14 protein-coding genes are annotated in these 17,095 nt (G+C 65.5%); 6 read left to right on the plus strand and 8 right to left on the minus strand.

Translation table 11 applies throughout. The annotated features are described in order from the left end of the window. The first annotated feature begins 3 nt into the window (after window positions 1-3). Window positions 4-636, plus strand: a complete 633-nt coding sequence (locus ACOGXA_RS11590) for a cysteine hydrolase (RefSeq protein WP_419924029.1) — start codon at window positions 4-6, stop codon at window positions 634-636. 26 nt (window positions 637-662) lie between these two features. Here ACOGXA_RS11590 and ACOGXA_RS11595 read toward each other — a convergent pair whose 3' ends face one another. From ACOGXA_RS11595 to ACOGXA_RS11605, 3 genes are read right to left on the minus strand one after another with little or no spacing between them, the layout of a single operon-like run. Then, complete coding sequence (locus ACOGXA_RS11595; RefSeq protein WP_419924030.1) at window positions 663-1,940, minus strand: FAS1-like dehydratase domain-containing protein; 1,278 nt, start codon at window positions 1,938-1,940, stop codon at window positions 663-665. Window positions 1,941-1,970: 30 nt separating this feature from the next. Beyond that, window positions 1,971-3,173 (minus strand): acyl-CoA dehydrogenase family protein, encoded by a 1,203-nt coding sequence (locus ACOGXA_RS11600; RefSeq protein WP_419924031.1) that lies wholly within the window; start codon window positions 3,171-3,173, stop codon window positions 1,971-1,973. After that, window positions 3,170-4,288, minus strand: a complete 1,119-nt coding sequence (locus tag ACOGXA_RS11605; RefSeq protein WP_419924032.1) for an acyl-CoA dehydrogenase family protein — start codon at window positions 4,286-4,288, stop codon at window positions 3,170-3,172. Before ACOGXA_RS11605 ends, ACOGXA_RS11600 begins: the two co-directional genes overlap by 4 nt. 137 nt (window positions 4,289-4,425) lie before the next feature. Between ACOGXA_RS11605 and ACOGXA_RS11610 the strand changes: the two genes are divergently transcribed. From ACOGXA_RS11610 to ACOGXA_RS11620, 3 genes are read left to right on the plus strand one after another with little or no spacing between them, the layout of a single operon-like run. Next, window positions 4,426-5,199: an enoyl-CoA hydratase/isomerase family protein gene (locus tag ACOGXA_RS11610; RefSeq protein ID WP_419924033.1), complete on the plus strand. Its 774-nt coding sequence runs from the start codon at window positions 4,426-4,428 to the stop codon at window positions 5,197-5,199. Window positions 5,200-5,230: 31 nt separating this feature from the next. Beyond that, window positions 5,231-6,481: an acyl-CoA dehydrogenase family protein gene (locus ACOGXA_RS11615; protein ID WP_419924034.1), complete on the plus strand. Its 1,251-nt coding sequence runs from the start codon at window positions 5,231-5,233 to the stop codon at window positions 6,479-6,481. A 7-nt stretch (window positions 6,482-6,488) separates the two neighbouring features. Further along, entirely contained in the window at window positions 6,489-7,628 is a 1,140-nt protein-coding gene (locus ACOGXA_RS11620; protein WP_419924035.1) for an acyl-CoA dehydrogenase family protein, read from the plus strand. Here the strand turns inward: ACOGXA_RS11620 and ACOGXA_RS11625 are convergent. Further along, window positions 7,623-9,323: a class I adenylate-forming enzyme family protein gene (locus ACOGXA_RS11625; RefSeq protein WP_419924036.1), complete on the minus strand. Its 1,701-nt coding sequence runs from the start codon at window positions 9,321-9,323 to the stop codon at window positions 7,623-7,625. The two genes, ACOGXA_RS11620 and ACOGXA_RS11625, sit on opposite strands and share 6 nt — an antisense overlap. A gap of 58 nt (window positions 9,324-9,381) precedes the next feature. Between ACOGXA_RS11625 and ACOGXA_RS11630 the strand changes: the two genes are divergently transcribed. Then, window positions 9,382-10,917, plus strand: a complete 1,536-nt coding sequence (locus ACOGXA_RS11630) for a class I adenylate-forming enzyme family protein (RefSeq protein WP_419924037.1) — start codon at window positions 9,382-9,384, stop codon at window positions 10,915-10,917. Here ACOGXA_RS11630 and ACOGXA_RS11635 read toward each other — a convergent pair. Continuing rightward, on the minus strand, window positions 10,914-11,765 hold the full coding sequence (locus ACOGXA_RS11635) for a TIGR03619 family F420-dependent LLM class oxidoreductase (RefSeq protein ID WP_419924038.1): 852 nt from the start codon (window positions 11,763-11,765) through the stop codon (window positions 10,914-10,916). The genes ACOGXA_RS11630 and ACOGXA_RS11635 overlap by 4 nt on opposite strands. Window positions 11,766-11,869: 104 nt before the next feature. Here ACOGXA_RS11635 and ACOGXA_RS11640 point away from each other — a divergent pair, with 104 nt between their 5' ends. After that, window positions 11,870-13,081 carry an amidohydrolase family protein gene (locus ACOGXA_RS11640; RefSeq protein ID WP_419924039.1) on the plus strand — a complete coding sequence of 404 codons (1,212 nt, stop codon included), beginning with the start codon at window positions 11,870-11,872 and terminating at the stop codon, window positions 13,079-13,081. 15 nt (window positions 13,082-13,096) lie between these two features. Here the strand turns inward: ACOGXA_RS11640 and ACOGXA_RS11645 are convergent, their stop codons facing one another. The 3 genes from ACOGXA_RS11645 to ACOGXA_RS11655 are packed head-to-tail and all read right to left on the minus strand — an operon-like array spanning window position 13,097 to window position 17,059. Further along, window positions 13,097-13,711 (minus strand): TetR/AcrR family transcriptional regulator, encoded by a 615-nt coding sequence (locus ACOGXA_RS11645; RefSeq protein WP_419924040.1) that lies wholly within the window; start codon window positions 13,709-13,711, stop codon window positions 13,097-13,099. 19 nt (window positions 13,712-13,730) lie between these two features. Beyond that, window positions 13,731-16,160, minus strand: coding sequence for a CoA transferase (locus ACOGXA_RS11650; protein ID WP_419924041.1), 2,430 nt, complete (start codon window positions 16,158-16,160; stop codon window positions 13,731-13,733). Further along, entirely contained in the window at window positions 16,157-17,059 is a 903-nt protein-coding gene (locus tag ACOGXA_RS11655) for a DMT family transporter (RefSeq protein WP_419924042.1), read from the minus strand. Before ACOGXA_RS11655 ends, ACOGXA_RS11650 begins: the two co-directional genes overlap by 4 nt. Between the last annotated feature and the right edge of the window lie 36 nt (window positions 17,060-17,095).

Genomic DNA, 17,095 nt, shown 5'->3' on the forward strand with positions numbered 1-17,095 from the left:
GCCATGCCGATGGACATTCGCCGCGTTGTCAATCCCGAATCTACAGCCCTGCTCACCATAGAACTGCAACGCAACCGGGTCGGCGACTTGGCCAAAGGGCCGCTGGCCGAATCAGCCCAACGGGTCTTGCCGGAGATTGAGCGGCTCGTTGCCGCGGCGCGCCGGGCTGAGGTTCCCGTAGCCCATTGCCTGAAGCTGGCCCGGCGGGATTTGCTGGGCCAAAACACGAATGTGGCGCTCTACAAGCTGAGAGGAGTCGTCCCCGACGCTCCACTGCCTCCTGATGACCGGCTTCAGGAGGGCGCCGAGCTGATCCCCGCCCTCGGGCCGGACCCCCGAGATCTGACCTTCACCCGCATACACGGAATGAGCGCCATCTTTGACGGCGGAGTCGACCCGGTTCTTCGCACCCTGCGGGTCGAGAACGTGATCGTCGTCGGCATATCCGCCAACGTCGCTATCCCCAATACCGTGATGGACCTGGTCAACCGGAGTTACGAGGTCGTCGTGCCGCAAGACGCGATCGCCGGAACACCCGCCGGCTATACCGATGTGATGGTGGGCAACACCCTCAAGATGCTCGCCACCGTCACCACCACACAGGCGATCATCGACGCCTGGAACGCCCCGACCTAGCCGTATCCGCCCGCGCTTTGGCCGCGCTAGGGCGTCGCGGCCCTGCGTCGGGCGCTGCGCTCAACTGCGGCGGCCGCCGCCCGCTCAGACAGCGGCCGAGGCGGGTCCGGCAGCCTCACCGGGCCGTGTCCGGTTGACGCCAACACCACCGTCGCCTGACCAGAGCACGTCACCCAGCCGCGTTGGCTGGTTCCGGTGAGCTCCAAGTCGACCACCGGCCGACCGGCCTCCATCCGCTTGGCTGTCACCTTTCCCTCCATCTTGTGCCAGTCGCCGAGGAAGTTGAATCGGCGGATGTTGCACGAGAGCTTCCAGAGCCAGGCATCGTCGCCCATCCAGTTGGTTACGAGGTGGCAGAGCCAGTTGACCCTCATGTCGCCGTAGTCGTAGGCCAGCGGAAGGCCGATCTCCCGAGCGCGCTCATCCTCCCAATGCAGCCGCTGAACCACGTCGGGGATGCCCTGGGAATTGTTGGTGTAGAACCCCGCCATCCTCTGGCGTCCCAACCACCAGTACTTGAGAGGGCCGTGCCCGTAGTGGCCCATGCCCCTCCCAAGGTGCTCGGCGATGATGTCGGTGACCGTTAGCGGTCCCTTGGCCAGCGGCTGAAGGCGCTCGCCGACCTCCACGTCTTCAAACCAGCGCGGCTCCGCTCCCCGTGGGGCCTCGGCGGCATACAGGGCGTCGATCTCTGCGATCTCCTCGTCGGTGTAGGTGGCCGCGACCACGTCGCGGTGCTCGTTCTTGTTCTGCGACCCGCCACGCTCCGCAATGACAAAGGTGTTCTCATGGCTGGAGATCGTCTGCCCTGCCCGGTCGACGTAATGCTCCCGGCCAGTGCGGACCACGGTCCTGCCTCCCGCGAACCTGCTCCCCTCTTTGACCTCCACCCCGCAAATACTGGGCTCGTACCAGATCTCGTCGCCTGCGTATACGGGCCGAAACCACTCCCAGCTCAACCCGGACGCGTACTCGCCGCAACCCTTGAGCGGAGCGGGCTCGGTTCGCGTGTGCTTGGGCGGCTTGGGTATGTCGCACTGGCCGGTGATGCTCATGTATGTCGGCGGGGCGATCGTCGCTCCCCACCGAGTGAGCGAGCCGTAGGCGGGGTCGTGCCAGAGGGGGTTATCGTCCCCGTAGCTGAAGGCAAAGTGCGAGATGCCCGCCTCGGTCGGCTTCGGGTCGTGGCGGGTCGTGCGGCCATGACGGGGGACCCCCACCTCAGAGCGGAGGCGCTCGATGTCATAGTCGGTTATCTTCCCGAATACCGGCCGGTCTTGAGCGTCGTTGCCGGGCTCAGCCATGGTGTCCTGCCTTTCCTGGTCGCGGGGAAGCTACGGATCGTGGGGCAAGCCCAGCACTCGCTCCGCGATCGTGTTGCGCTGCATCTCGCTCGTCCCGCCGCCGATGGTGGCCGCCCGGCTTCCCAGGTAGCCGAACCCCCATTTTCCGCGGTCGGCAGCCAGCGGCGCGCCGCGGTCGAAGATCCCTCGCTCGCCGGCCACGTCTAGGGCCAATTCGTAGAGCTTCTTCTCCTCCTCCTGCCCGAACAGCTTCATGATGGAGCCCTCAGGCCCCGGCACGCCGCTCTCTACGATCTTGGCGATGTTGCGCATTCCGTTGATGCGCACCAGGCGGGTGGCAACCCAGGCGCGGGCGATGCGCTCTCGCAGCCAGGGAAGCTCGCTGCGGGGCCGCCCGCTTGCGTCCTTCGTCGACTTGGCGAGCTTGATGATCTCCTCCAGCGTTTTGGCGAAGTTCAGCTGGGACGGCACGAAATGGGTGTAATGCTCGTGCGCGAGCGAGGTGCGGGCCACGCGCCATCCGTCTCCAATCTCCCCGATCACATTGCCGACCGGCACCGGCACGTCGTCGAAGGTGATCTCGTTGAACTCCGACGTGCCATTGTTCCTGCGGATCGGCTGCACGTCGACGCCGTCGGCCGACAGCGGGATCACCACGCAGGTTATTCCCTCATGCTTGTCCCCGGTTGAGTCGGTGCGCACAAGCGTGTACAGCAAATCACCGTAGTGGGCGCCGCTAGTCCAGATCTTGCGCCCGTTGACGACGATCGAATCGCCGTCGAGTTCGCCGCGAGTGCGGAGGCTGGCCAGGTCAGACCCGGCGTCGGGCTCTGAAAACCCGGTACACCACAAGTCCTCGGCAAACCGAATCCTCTCGAGAAATCGCTCTTGCTGCTCCTGGGTCCCGTGGACGATCAGCGTCGGGCCCGCCATGTTCAAACCCCGCCGGCCGATCATGGCCGGCACGCGATGTTCCGCCATCTCAGTGTGATACAGGATCTGCTGCGTCAGGGTTGCGTCGCGGCCGCCGAATTCCTCCGGCCAGTGGATGGCGACCCAGCGATCCTTCGCCATTTTGGCCTGCCACCACCGGAGCCACTCCCTTCGCTCAACGCGATCTCGCGGCAGGCGAAAGTCTCTCGTGCCCCAGCCCTCAGGAAGGTTGGCCCCAAGCCAAGAGCGGATCTCCTGTCGGAAAGCCTCGTCTTGCTCGGAGTAGATCTCGCGGGTCATGGCGAGCCATCGGCGATGCCGTCGCCGTCCAACAGGGCAGCCGCGATGCGCTCGAACTGCTCCCCCGGATCGCCCAGCAGCAGAGAACACGATTTCGCCCGGCGCAGCAGGATGTGCAAGTCGTCCTCCCAGGTGACCCCCAAGCCACCGTGGATCTGAATGGCGCGGTTGATCACCGATACCGCGTTCTCGGTGGCCAATCCCTTGGCCATAGCCACGTCGAGACCAGCCCCTGAGCCCAGCTCGTCGAACGCCCACGCCGCGTTGTAGGTCGCCGACCGCGCGTTCTCGACATCGACGAGCATGTCGGCCAGAGTGTGCTTGACCGCCTGGAACTGCCCAATGGGCCTCCCGAATTGCGATCGGTTGAGCGCGTACTCGGCGCTCCTCTCCAGTGCCGCGGATGCGGCGCCCAACGCCTCGGCCGCAAGGATCACCTCGGCGCGCATGACGACCCGATCGGCCAGCTCGGCAATGTCGACGCCTTCATCGAGGCGCAGGGCCGCAGCGCCATCCATTGCGACGGAGGCGGCCCGCCGGGTGGGATCGAGTGTCGGGAGCTCAGTGACCACAACGCCCTCGGCCGCTGCATCAACGAGGTACAGGGCAGGGACGTCGTCCACCGGTGCGGGCACGATGAGCTGATCGGCAAGCTCAGCGCCCACGATGAAGGGAATCTCGCCGGTGAGGGTCCACTGGCCGCCGTGTGTCCGGTCCGCGGTCAAAGCACTCGGGGCATCGCTGCGGCCCGACACCGCAGTGGCAACGATCTTGTCTCCCGAACCTATCGACTGGGCCAACTCCATCGCGGGTGGGCTCGCCACCTCGGTTAGAAGTGTGCCGCTCATGACCGTTGTGGTCAGGAACGGCACCGCGGCAACCACACGGCCGCTCTCCTCGGCAACCAAGGCCATCTCGATGAGCCCTGCTTCTAGTCCGCCCCCCAATTCTCCGAGGCCCAACCCCGACACTCCCACCGCGATCAGCGCATCCCACAGGTCGCGGTCGAGGGAGGAACCGCCGTCGAAGCAGTCGCGGGTGCGGGACTTGTCCTTGAAAACAGCACGGGCAGATGCCTGAATGGCCTCTTGCTCGGTGGTGAGCGAGAACGTCATGTGGATACTTACGGCGCGACGGAGCGAAAGGCTAGAACACATTTCACATCGGTTACTATACACTGTACAGTTGTGGTCTGGACAAGGGCGACTGTGCCGTGGGAATCTCCAGTGGGCAACGCGGGGAAGCCATAAAGATGAGGGCCGAATTCAAGACTGTGCTGTTCGAGGTGGCCGACGATCACGTCGCGACGATCACCCTGAATCGCCCCGATGCGCTCAACGCCTTCAACCAGACGATGCTCGATGAATTTGCCGATATCTGGAATCGGTGTCGCACCGACGACTCCATCCGAGCGGTCGTTCTGCGCGCCGCGGGCGACCGCGCCTTCTCCACCGGGGTCGACCGCAAGGCGGGCCGCGAGCGCCATCCGAATATGTGGGCAGAGGAGGATCCCGGTTTGTCGCTCGGTCCCCGACAGAACCGCGTCTGGAAGCCGGTGATCGCCGCCGTACACGGGATGGCGGCCGCCGGCGCCTTTTATTGGCTCAACGAGGTGGATGTGATTATCTGCTCGGACGACGCCACATTCTTCGACACCCACACGTCGTACGGCAAAATCGCCGCACTCGAGCCCGCCGCGCTGCTTCGCCGCCTTCCATTCGGCGAGGTGATGCGCATGGCGCTGTTCGGCTTGGACGAGCGGATGAGCGCGCCGCGCGCCCACCAGATGGGGCTGGTGAGCGAGGTTGTGGAGCGCAGCGCGCTATGGCCTCGGGCGCACGAGCTCGGCCGGCGTCTCGCCTCGAAGCCGCCGCTCGCCGTCCAGGGCACCGTCAAGGCCATCTGGGACTCCTTGGAGATGAGCGTGAGCGCCAGTCGGGCGATCCCTCTGCACTACGCCCAGCTCACCCGCGACGATCAGGCCGACTTCGAACCTGGACGCGGAGGCGACTTCGAGGTCAGATGAGCCGACCCGCAGTCGATGCCGAGGAGGGTCCATGACCGCCATGGACAGCGAGGGAGTAGAGAGCTTCGCCATGCGCGCCCGGGCCTGGCTGGCCGACAACATGCCTCCCCGGCCTGAGCCGTCGGCGGCCGGCCACGACCCCACCGACGAAGAGGAACTGGCCCTGGTGAATCACCATCGCGAGCTTCAGCGCCGGCTCTTCGACGGCGGTTTTGCCGGCATCTGCTTTCCGGTCGAGTACGGCGGGCTCGGCCTCACCCCGGATCACGCAGAGGCGTTCACTAAAGAACTCGATGCCTATGAGTATCCCAACCGAATCCAGATTCCCACCTTCAGCCCCTGCGCCACCGTTCTTTTGGAATTCGGGACCGAGGCCCAAAAGGCCCGGCACATCCCGGCCATGCTCAGGGGCGAGGAAGTGTGGATGCAGCTTCTGTCAGAGCCGTCCGGAGGCTCAGACGTCGCAGGCGCGTTGACCACCGCGGTCCGAGACGGAGACGAATGGGTGCTGAACGGCTCGAAGATCTGGACTTCCGGCGCCTGGTTCGCCGACTGGGGCCTTTGCTTGGCCCGCACCAACTGGGATGTGCCGAAGCATCGGGGGCTGACCGTGTTCATCGTCCCCCTCCGCCATCCCGGTGTTGAAATCCACAGGATCGAGATGCTCAACGGCTCCAGGGAGTTCTGCCAGGAGTTCCTGGCCGATGTGAGGATTCCCGACGCCAACCGGGTGGGCGAAATCGACGACGGCTGGACCGTGGGTCGCCGGTGGATGTTCCACGAGCGGAGCCTCGGGTCGACGCCTTATGTCATCCGGCCCTCGGGCACGCGCCGAGGGCTGCAACGGTCAACGCTGCTGGACCTGGCGCGAGAAGTCGGGCTACTCGACGACGGCGCCGCCCGGGAGCTGGTCGGTGAGGACCAGAGCTTGGCGCTGGCGGTCCATCACCTGCGCCAACGGGTTGCTGAAGCCATCTCGTGCGGAGCGCTAAATGACCAGGGGGCGTCTCTGGTCAAACTGATGGGCGGCGTGGTCGAGTCGCGGCGGGCCAGCATCGCCTTCGAGATTGCGGGGGCCGCCGCGGCGACTTGGCCGCCGGGCACAGCTTCGACAAGCCCCGGAGTCGGCTTCTTGATGCGCCAGCGGGGCAGCATCGGCGGAGGAACAACCGAAATGGCCCGCAACGTGGTAAGCGAGCGGGTCTTGGGAATGCCCCGTGAGCCGAGCATCGCCAGAGACGTCGCGTTTCGCGACGTGCCCCGCAACGAGACCTCCCAGTAGGAGTCCCGTGGAGCTGGCCCTCAGTGATGAACAGGAGCTCCTCAGGGACACCACTCGCCGCTTCTTGAGCGAGCAGGCCGCGCCCGCCCAGCTTCGACAATGGCGGCACCACCCTCGCGGCCACGACCCGGGCTACTGGCGCAAAGGAACCGAGCTGGGCTGGACTGCGCTGTTGGCCGACGAGGCGGCAGGCGGCGGGAGCGTCAGCGGCGACGGCCTCAGCGACCTCGCCTTGATCGCCCATGAGTTCGGGCGACAGGCGTCGCCCGGGCCGCTCCTGTCGGCCAACGTGGTGGCCGCCGCGCTGTCTCGCCGCGGCACCACCGAGCAACGGGACACGGTCGTGTCCGAAGTTCTCAACGGCGGGATTGCCACATGGTGCCATGCTGAGCCGGCCCCCAACCATGTCTTCAGCGCCGTGGCCGCTCGGCTGGTCCCTCACCGCAGTGGCTTTGCCCTGGTCGGCCGGAAATCACCCGTGGAGCACGGCTGCGACGCCGAGCACTTCCTGGTCTCCGCTCGGGCCGACGCCGGGATCACCCAGGTACTGGTGCCGAGGGACGCGGGAGGGATTACTGTCACGCCGCTTGAGAGCGTCGACCTGACCCGGCGCTTCTCCGAAGTCGTTTTCGACCACACCCCGGTGCCGCGCTCAGGAGTCGTCGGGACTCCCGGCGCCGTCGGCGACGACCTCGAGTGGCAGCTTCAGGTCGCGCTGGCGATCCAGCTGAACGAGATGGTGGGGGCGATGGAGAGGTCTTTCGAGATGACGCTTGAATGGGCCTTTGACCGGTATTCGTTCGGTCGCCCTCTGGCGTCGTATCAAGAGCTGAAGCATCGCTTCGCCGACATGAAGTGCTGGTTGGAAGCCAGCCACGGGCTCGCCAACGCGGCCACCCGGGCCGTTCAGCGCGAACTGCCCGATGCCGCCGAGCTCGTGAGCGCGGCGAAATCCTACATCGCCCACCATGGCGCCGAACTCTGCCAGGACTGCGTCCAGATCCACGGCGGACTCGGCGTCACCTTCGAACACGATCTCCACCTCTACCTGCGGCGCGTCACCCTCGGGGCCGTTACCCATGGCACCATTCGAGACCATCGGCTCCGCCTTGCCGCCATGCTCGAGGCCGAGAAGGCCAAGTCATGATCGAGGCGCGGCTTCACCCGAGACCGGTTCAAGCAACTCGCCCATGCGCTCAGCCAGTTGTGATTTGGCGATCTTGCCGGCATCGGTTCGGGGAACCTCCTCGGCTGGAATCCGACAAATCCTGCGGGGAACCTTGTAGCTGGAGAGACGCTCCCGCAGAGCTTCGCGCATCGCGCCTTCGTCGATGGCGCCTTCGGAGGCCATGACCACGAAGGCCACCACGATCTCGCCGGCGATCTCGTCGGGCCGGCCGACAACGGCGGCCTCCTTTACTTCCGACAGCTCCTCCAGCGCCGCCTCCACTTCGAGGGACGACACGTTGGCGTCGGAGGTCTTGATCACCTCATCGCGCCGCCCGGCGAAGAAAAGATGCCCGGCCGCGTCTATCGAAGCCAGATCGCCGGTGTGGAGGAATCCCTCGCGGTCGAAGGTCTCCTCCCGCTCCTTCTTGTAGTACCCCTGCATCATGCAGTACCCGCGTACCAAGAGCTCCCCTTGCTCGCCCGCCGGGACCTCCTCACCCGTTTCCGGTGAGACGATTCGGCGCTCGATGCCCCCTCCGGCAAGCCCGACGGGCCGGCCGAAGGAACCGGCCAGCGATTCTGGGAGCACCGTGCCGGGCAGCTCCGCGCTGTGAGGGCCAAATGTCTCCGTCATCCCGAGGGAATCGGGCACCAGGTCGAGGGAGTGGTCGGGTTGCGGTCCGAAAAACGCCAGGCGGGCCTGACGGGCCCGCGAGGGGCGCAGCCGCTGGAAGTCCTCGGGCCGGAATTCGGGATGGCTGGCGATGGCCCGAACTGCCCCGGCTGCGGAGATGAGGTAGTCGATGTCTCGCGTGCGGATCATTTCCAGCACGGAGGTGGGATCGGGAGCGTCGGCAAGAACCACGGTGCCGCCGGAGAGCATCGTGTTCAACAAGCCGGTGAGCATGCCGCCCACCCAGAAAAACGGAGAGATGACGCCCACCCGCTCGCCGGGCTCACATGTGCAGTACGACTTGATCGCGTCGGCGTGCCGCACCATTGATCCTTGGGTGTGAACCACCGCTTTGGGGTGCGACGAACTCCCCGAGGTGAAGATGACGATGGCCTGATCCGCCGGACTCACCTCAGCCTCGACACTCCGCAGAAACTGTTCATCCGCATCGTTGAGGGCATCGCCCCGGTCGGTCAGCTCTGCCACTGATCCTCGACTCCAGCATGGGCGCCTGTTGCCGTTGACCCAGATGGAGCGGAGGTACGGAGCACTGGCCATCCGGAGGGGCCTTGCCCCTGACCGGCTTCGCAGCTCAGGAAACGACTGCTCAAGAGATGCCGCGAAATCCTGGCGAAGAAAGCCCTCAACCATCAACAGGGTGTCGATGTCGCCATAGCGAAGGGCCCACTCGAGTTCTGGCGGCTTCAGGAAAGTGCTTACTCCCGATACCAGAGCTCCAACCCGGAGGGCGCCGAGCCAGCTCACGACCCATTCCGGCGAGTTGGGCATCAGCAGCCCCACTCTGGTTCCCTTGCCTGCTCCCTCGGCCAGCAGACCTCGGGCGACGCCTGCCGACATCGTATCTACTTCGCGGTAGGTCAACGACTGACTCGAGCTCTCTATGAGCGCTGTGTCGCCATGTCGGTATACGACATGCGAAATCAACTCGGGAATCGTCGTGATGCCAGCGCCGCTTGGCTCCTGGCCCTTCTCGCGCACACGTCATTATATGCTGTATAGCTGAAACATTCAGAAGCAGGTGAAGGAGACAAGACCATTGAGCCCACCACTCACCCTGGCCGAGCGGATCCGCTCCGTGGCGGCTCTCCAACCGGACGCCGAAGCGATAGAGCAAGGAGGTGCCTGGCATACCTGGCAGGAGATGGCGACGAGCATCAGTCAACTCGAGGAGATCATCGGGCAATCGGGGCTTGGGCCGGGCACCGAGTTCGGCATGCTCCTTCGCAACCGCCCCCACCACATCCACGCCATGGCCGCCGTTCTTGCCAGCAGCGGCACCATCGTCACCATGAACGCCCGGCAGCCGGCGGCGCGGACCGAGGCCGAGATAGCCGAATTGCGCCTCCCCGCGGTCATCGTCGACCGCAGCGATCTGGCCAGCCCCGAGTTGGCGACCGCAATCGGCCGGAGCGGGGCACTTGGAATCGCCATCGACCGGGCCGAACTCAGCACTTTCGCAAACCCTAGCTTCGATCCTCCGGCGGCAACCGGCGACGGGGGCATCGCGGTGAAGATGCTGACCAGCGGGACCACGGGTCCACCGAAGCGAATCGCGTTCGGCGCCCAGAGCCTCAAAGACTCGGTCTTGGGTGCTGCCCGTTTGATGGCTGGTCCATCCAACCGGCGAGCCGGGGAAGAGCCGGAGCTCCTTTTGCGCCGCGGCATCATCGCCAATTGGGCTCCGGTCGAGCACGTGAGCGGAATGTGGCGGGCCATCGAGCACATGACCGAGGGGCGCCGGCTGTGCCTGCTCGAGACCTTCGAGCCGTCTGAATGGGCGCGGGTCGTAAAGACCTACGGCGTTCGCATGGCGATGCTGGCGCCGACCACCATGCGCATGCTCCTCGACTCAGAAGTCACCCCTGTTGATCTCGCCAGCCTGAAGGGTGTCACGGCGGGCACCGCGCCGCTGTCGGTCGACTTGGAGCGGGAGTTCGAGGAGACCTTCGGGATTCCGGTGCTGCCGGCCTACGGCGCCACTGAGTTTCCCGGCAACGGCGCCGGGTGGACCCTTGCCGACCACGAGCGCTTCGGCGCCTCCAAGATCGGGAGCGTGGGCAAAGCGCGGCCCGGAGTGCGGATACGCGTCGTCGACCAGTCCACGGGCGAGCCTGTCCCCGCAGGCGGGGTCGGACTGGTGGAGATACTCGCTCGCACCCCCGCCACACCGCCCGGCGAGCAGCCCGACTGGCAGCGCACCGCCGATTTGGGCTGGCTCGACGAGGATGAGTTCTTGTGGATTGCCGGCCGGGCCGACTCGGCCATCATCCGCGGCGGGTTCAAGATCTTGGCCACCGACGTGGTGAGGGTTTTGGAGCAACACGGAAAAGTCAAGGAGGCCTCGGTCGTGGGCCTCCCCGACGAGAGGCTTGGCGCCGTTCCCGTGGCCGCAGTGATTCCATACTCCATGCAAGCAGCGCCGACTGCCGGGGAACTGGAGGCGCACTGCCGCGCCGAGCTGGCCGCCTACATGGTCCCCGCAGAGTTCCGCGTCGTGGAGGATCTCCCCCGCACCTCCTCGCTGAAAGTCAGCATGCCCGCGGTTCAGGACCTCTTCGTCGAATCCGGCTAGGCGGCGCCTTGGAGGTGGGCAACGGAGTCGAGGAACTCCGCGGCGTCGCTCATGAAATCCGGCAGAGCCTTGCTCTGGAGGTCCATGGCGATCTGGATGCACCCCGCATCGGCGTAAGCGGCCACTGCTTCGGCCAGCTCGGCGGTTCCTCTCTCCGCCTTCCTCAGTCGGGCGCTGACGGGAACGTGCCGGCCGGCGATCTCGTCGAGCTTGCCGCTGCCCTCCTTCAGCTCATCGGGGTCGAGGCCGGTCGGGTGCCATACGTCGGCGTGCTTCGCGGCCCGCCTGAGCGGCGCTCTGCCATGGCCTCGTGAGCCGATCCACAGCGGGATATGCGAGCCCTGCACCGGCACCGGGTTGAACCGCAGCTTTCGGAAGTTGGAGAATTCGCCCTCGAAAGCCAGTTCCTCGTCGCGGTCGCAGGCCCAGCACAGGCGCATCACCTCGAGCGCCTCGTCGGTATACGCCCCTCTTCTCTCAAATGCGTGACCCCGCCCCAGGCCTTGGAACTCCGCCCGACACCAGCCGGTTCCCACGCCGAGATCAACCCGGCCACCGGACAAGACGTCGATGGTGGTGAGCACCTTCGCGGCATATACAGGGTCGCGGTACGGAAGCACAAGGACCCCGGCGCCTATGCGGACTCGCTCCGTGATCGCAGCAGCATGGGTCATCGCCGCCAACACCTCGAGCCAGTAGGAGCCGTATACGGGCTTGAAGAACTCGTAGCCAACGACGTGATCGGTGAACCACAGCCCGTCGTACCCCATCTCCTCGAGATCGGGCGCCGACATGATGGCATCCGGCCCGAATGAGGCGTGATTCGGCACGACCAAATCGATTCTCATGAACGCTCCTCCGCTCGGCCCCTCGCCGCCTCAGTCACCCTCGGATATCCACACCTGCGTCGGTTATAGTTGCCTAGTCCTTCAGCCTAAAGCAAGGTGCCATCATGCCAACGCGACAGCTTGATTTTCCCGTGTTCGACGCCGACAATCACTTCTACGAGACGACCGATTCCCTCACCAAGCACCTCGACCCCGCCTACGACGGAGTCATTCAATACGTTGAGGTGAAGGGTCGGACCAAGATCGCGGTCAAGGGCCAGATCAGCGACTACATCCCGAATCCCACCTTCGAGAAGGTCGCAGCGCCCGGCGCCCAAGAGGAATGGTTCAGAAACGGCAACACAGGCAACAAGACCCGCCGTCAGATACTGGGCAAGGCCATCGACGCGCTGCCCGCATACCGCGAACCGGCGCCCCGCGTGCAGCTCATGGACGAACTGGGGATCGACCGCTCGCTCATGTGGCCGACGCTGGCCAGCCTCATCGAGGAGCGACTTCGCGACGACCCGCTGGCCACCCACGCCACCATTGAGGCGCTGAATCGCTGGATGTACGAGACGTGGAGCTTCAACTTCGACAACCGGGTATATCCCACCCCGGTCATCACCCTGCCGATCCTAGACCGGGCCATCGCCGAGCTGGAATGGGTACTTGAGCGGGGTGCCAAGGTCATCTTGGTGCGACCGGCGCCGGTGCCCGGATTCCAAGGCCCCCGCTCATTCGCGCTGCCCGAATACGACCCTTTCTGGGAGCTGGTGCAGGAAGCGGGGGTCCTAGTGGGCTTCCACTCCTCCGACAGCGGGTATGCCCGCTATGTCAACGATTGGGAGGGCCAGAAAAGCTCGGAGTTCCTTCCCTTCGCCGAGTCAACAGGGTTCGCCGCCATCGTCAAGGAGGCCGGGAGGCCGGTATTCGACACCGTCGCATCGGCGATCGGCCACGGCATGCTCAGCCGATTTCCGAGGATTCGGATCGCGCCGGTGGAGAACGGGGCGAACTGGGTCCGCCCTCTGCTGGCTGCTCTTGAGAACGCCTTCAAACTCCATCCGCAATCGTTCGAAGAGGATCCCATTGACGTGTTCAAGCGATGCGTCTATGTGCATCCGTTCCACGAGGAGGATCCCAGGGAGCTGGCCGATCTGGTGGGCGTCGACAACGTCCTTTTCGGCTCGGACTTCCCCCACCCGGAGGGCATGGCCGATCCGATCAGCTATGTCGACGACCTCGCCGAATTCGACGACAAGGAGGTCGCCAAGATCATGGGCGGCAACCTGGCCGGACTCCTGGGCGTGGACGCTTCGACGAAGCTGGTGTGATCGGGGGCGGCGCCGTCAGCCCGACCCTGGCGGCGTATCGTTGGCCGTCGCTCCATCAAGCATAGAGCGGAGGCCGGCCACTACGGCGTCGACGCCGAACTCAACATGTTCGCTGGCGGAGATGTCGCCGATCCCCATGGAGCGAGCCTCCTCCCGGTCCAAGTTGGCGTCGACGCTGAGGCGGCCATGAAGGTATGTGAGGGCCCACGGCCACGCCAACCGGGCCAGTCGCGGCGGGAAACCGGCTTCCTCGAAGAACCTCACCCCCCGCATATAGGTCTCCCGCTCTGTTCCCAGGTTGGGCAGCGAGATCACATGCGCCCCGAGACCGCGATATGAGCGCATCTTCGACCAGCGCGACGTCAAGTATCGGCGCAGGGCATCCTCCCAGCCGGCATCGCCTAGGCAGAGCGCCTGCTCCTGAGCACTGGCTTCCGCGGCGATCAAGGCTATGAGCTCTTCCTTGTTCTGCACGTAGTAGTAGAGCGCCATCGGCGTGACGCCGAGTTCTGCGGCCACCGACCTCATTGTGACCCCGTCTATGCCGTCGGTTGCCGCCAGCCGCATGGCCACTTCGACGATCGCCTGGCGCGACAGCGGCGCCCTTTGGCCTTCTGAGGGAGCTGGCACGGCGATCAGAATACCCTGCTCAACGCTGGACGGCGCCCGCGTCGAACACTGCCCCGGTTGCGATCAAATCGTCGATCTCGCTAGAGGACAAACCCGCCCATCCACCGAGAATCTCGCTTGAGTGCTCGCCGAGCCGTGCCGGGGCAGCAAGGAACGCTCCCGGTGCCTCCGACAGCCGTTGCGGGGGGGCGGGCAGCACTAGGTGGCCGAGATCGGGGTGGTGGACGTCCTCGAAGAAGCCGCGGCTGTGAAGCTGGGGGTCGTCATAGACCTCCTCGCCGTTGGCGACGCTGGCCGCGGGCACACCCGCCCTGGCCATCACATGTCCCACCGATCGGGGAGTGCGTCGCCGGGCCCACTCGTCGATCGCCTCGGCCAGTTCCCCGGCGTCTGATCCGGCACTCGACGACGGGTCCCTTTCCAGGTCTTGGCGACCCACCACTGAGCACGCCGCGTTCCACTGGTCGATGTCCTCTATCTCGACGATCGCCCATCGGTCGTCGCCCTCGCAACGCACCAGGCGGGTCATCAGCGCTCCCTCGGCGGGGCTTGCCTGCACGGCTGATTCTGCGCCGTTGACCAGGGGATCCAGGTAGATGCGGGCTGCCATGGCCGCGAATATCTCGGTTTGGGCGGCATCCACATAAACGGCCCCTCCAGACGACGCCACATGGATTCGAGCGGCGAGCACCGCGAGGGCTGCGTGAACGGCGGCGGCATAGTCGGTGAAGGTGCCGGAGTTCCACCAGGCCTCGCTGAGGCCGGTGTGGCTGGCAATGTTCGAGGCGTAGGCCTTGCTGGACCCCCTCGGCCCGGTGCGTCCGTACCCTGACATGGAGACCATGATCAGCTTCGGGTTCAGCTTGCGCAGCTCATCGAAAGTGGCACCCCATTCCGCCATCACGGTGCCGCCGAAGTTCTCGATGATCACGTCGCAGTTGGCCGCCAGGTCTTTCAGCGTCTGCTGCCCCTCCTCGCTGAACAGATCCAAGCCGACGTTCTTCATGCCCCTCGACAGATAGGCGTTCAAAGGGGTGTTGGTGAACCCCGACGGCTCTTGCGCCAAATTCGCACCGTCGTTGTACCCCCCGCCGCGCAGCGATTCTGGCCGACTTGGGTTTTCAACCTTGACCACGTCTGCTCCCACTCCGGCGAGGATCTGAGCGCACACGTTTCCAGCGACGTAGGCGCCCAGCGACAGGACCCTAAAGCCCTCGAGGGGCCTGTCGTGCCCGTTGCCCGAACAAGAGGCTGCGGCCACCCCGGTCGCCCCGCCGGCAGCCGTTTCAGCGCCCTGCCCCGCTCGCGGCACCGCCGGTTCAGCGGGTCGGAACAAACAGGGATCGGCGAGAATCGGCGCGCCCGGCGCGGTGAATGGCGCACCGCCGGCCCGGCAGTTGTCAGCCCAAAAGCCGCGTTCGGCCAGATTAGGGTCGTCCACAAACTCCGAGGGGGTGTTGCGCAGGCACACGGGGAGGCCCGCCCGCTGGCCCCGCTCGAACAGATCCTCACGATCCCAGCCGGCCACGATTCCCTCGATCACCGGGATCAGGCCGTCGAAGATCTGGCGTCGTACTGCCATATCGGCCAGCGAGGGCTCGGACAGCTCGGGAGGGTGGTCCAGCATCTCCAGGAAGGCCGGCCAGTGGTGGTCAGCGTAGGCCGCGATGTCGATGCGCCCGTCCGCGCATTCCCACAATCCGCTGGGCGGGATGACCTTGCCTGAATGGCGTTGGCCCGGGATTATCCCTTGCGCGTGATACGCGCATATGGCGGAGAGTTGGAACGCCTCCACCTCTTGGGCCGAGATGTCGAGGAACCGGCCTCGGGCGGCCTTGTCCACCGCCAGGGCAGCCAGGATCGCCACCGCGGCGTGAGCCGACGCGCCATGCCAGTGGATCTCCGCCGGAATGGCGGCGGGAGGCGAATCCGCCACCCCCATCTCGCCCATCTGCCCGCCTGCGGCGAACGATGTGGCATGGGTGAAGGGCCGGTGCCAGTAGGGCCCGCCGATGCCGAAAGGGGTGATCGAGCACACGATTGCGTCTTGCGGCGCCCATGCCAGATCACATGTCTCGGGACTGAAGCCCCACAGGGGCCGTCGAGCGCTTGGAGAAATCAAGATGACGTCGGCCTCGGCGGCCAGGGCGACCAGCCTCGACTGTTCGGCTTCTGATTCCAGGTTCAGGACCATGCTCGTCTTGCCTGCGTGGTAGTACCCGAACGCCAGGCTGGACTCCGGGTCGGCCAAGCCATCTCGAAACGGGCCCAAGCGCCGATATGGATCGCCTTCGGACGGCTCGACAAGCGTCACGCTGGCCCCAAGATCGGCCAGCAGGCGCCCGCAGTAGGGGCCGATCGGCGAGCTGAGATCAAAGACTCGCACTCCCGCCAGAGGGGGTGTCGCAGTGGCCGAATCCCCTTGCGCTGACTTGGCCCCTCGGGTCATTGGCGCAGCCTCATCTGCTCTTCACGGGCCAGCGGGAACAGCGCGGCGACGGTTACGGCCATACCGATGATCTGTGCGGCCACCAGGGGCTCGTCCACCGTCAGCCATGCCACGACCGCAGTGAGCACAGGCTGGAGCAGATTCACATTGCTCACCACATGCAGCTTTACATATCCGACGCTGTAGTTAATGAGGACGTGGCCGAGTCCGGGCAGTGCGGTCATCAACGCAACGCGCGGCCAGTCCGACGCCGCCGGCAGGGGCGCCAGCGTGCTTTCCGCCACCGCCGCCGCCGGCAGGAGCACGGCCCCAGCCACGATGGTCATGGCCGTGCTATAGGTCAACGCGTCGTGATGGTCTCTCGCTTTCCTGCTGAAGACCAAAAAAGCCGTGCCCGCGAGCATGCCCCCCAGGGCCAGCATGTCTCCGAAGAGGGAGTTGCCGCTGTTGTCGCCCGCGCCAGTCACCATGATGGCTACCCCGCCGATGGCAAGACATGTCCAGGCCAGCGACGTCATGCGGATCTTGTCGCTGAACAGCGGACCCACGACCAATAGGACCACGGCTGGTCTCAGCGCGAGGATGATCTGAGAGTTGGCAATGCTGGTGTTGGCAATAGCGGAATATCCCAGGGCAATGCTGACGCCGAACGCCACCCCGCCCCAAAACCCGCTGCGCAGGGCGGTGCGGCTCAGACCTCCGCCTCGCATCTTCAAGACGACAAAGTAGGCGGCCGCGCCGAGAACCATCCGCCACGCCGCAAACGCCAGCCCAGCCGACTCCGCGCTGCGCAGGATCGACGGCCCCGCGCTGAGCAGAAGTATGGCCAGCAGAAGGGCGGCCAACCCGTTGGAGGAGGGGCTTGCCGCTGCTGCGGGCCGCGCCCGGGTCAGCGACACTGGAATCGACCTTGCACTGCGTCTATTATACTTCGT

This window comes from Candidatus Poriferisocius sp. (assembly GCF_965208475.1).
Classification (GTDB): domain Bacteria; phylum Actinomycetota; class Acidimicrobiia; order Acidimicrobiales; family Bin134; genus Poriferisocius.

Coding starts and splice junctions, on each gene's coding strand:
- ACOGXA_RS11600 (WP_419924031.1), bottom strand. CDS start 3,173: ATGACCCGCGAGATCTACTCCGAGCAAGACGAGGCTTTCCGACAGGAG.
- ACOGXA_RS11615 (WP_419924034.1), top strand. CDS start 5,231: ATGACCGCCATGGACAGCGAGGGAGTAGAGAGCTTCGCCATGCGCGCC.
- ACOGXA_RS11590 (WP_419924029.1), top strand. CDS start 4: ATGCCGATGGACATTCGCCGCGTTGTCAATCCCGAATCTACAGCCCTG.
- ACOGXA_RS11635 (WP_419924038.1), bottom strand. CDS start 11,765: ATGAGAATCGATTTGGTCGTGCCGAATCACGCCTCATTCGGGCCGGAT.
- ACOGXA_RS11640 (WP_419924039.1), top strand. CDS start 11,870: ATGCCAACGCGACAGCTTGATTTTCCCGTGTTCGACGCCGACAATCAC.
- ACOGXA_RS11595 (WP_419924030.1), bottom strand. CDS start 1,940: ATGGCTGAGCCCGGCAACGACGCTCAAGACCGGCCGGTATTCGGGAAG.
- ACOGXA_RS11610 (WP_419924033.1), top strand. CDS start 4,426: ATGAGGGCCGAATTCAAGACTGTGCTGTTCGAGGTGGCCGACGATCAC.
- ACOGXA_RS11650 (WP_419924041.1), bottom strand. CDS start 16,160: ATGACCCGAGGGGCCAAGTCAGCGCAAGGGGATTCGGCCACTGCGACA.
- ACOGXA_RS11605 (WP_419924032.1), bottom strand. CDS start 4,288: ATGACGTTCTCGCTCACCACCGAGCAAGAGGCCATTCAGGCATCTGCC.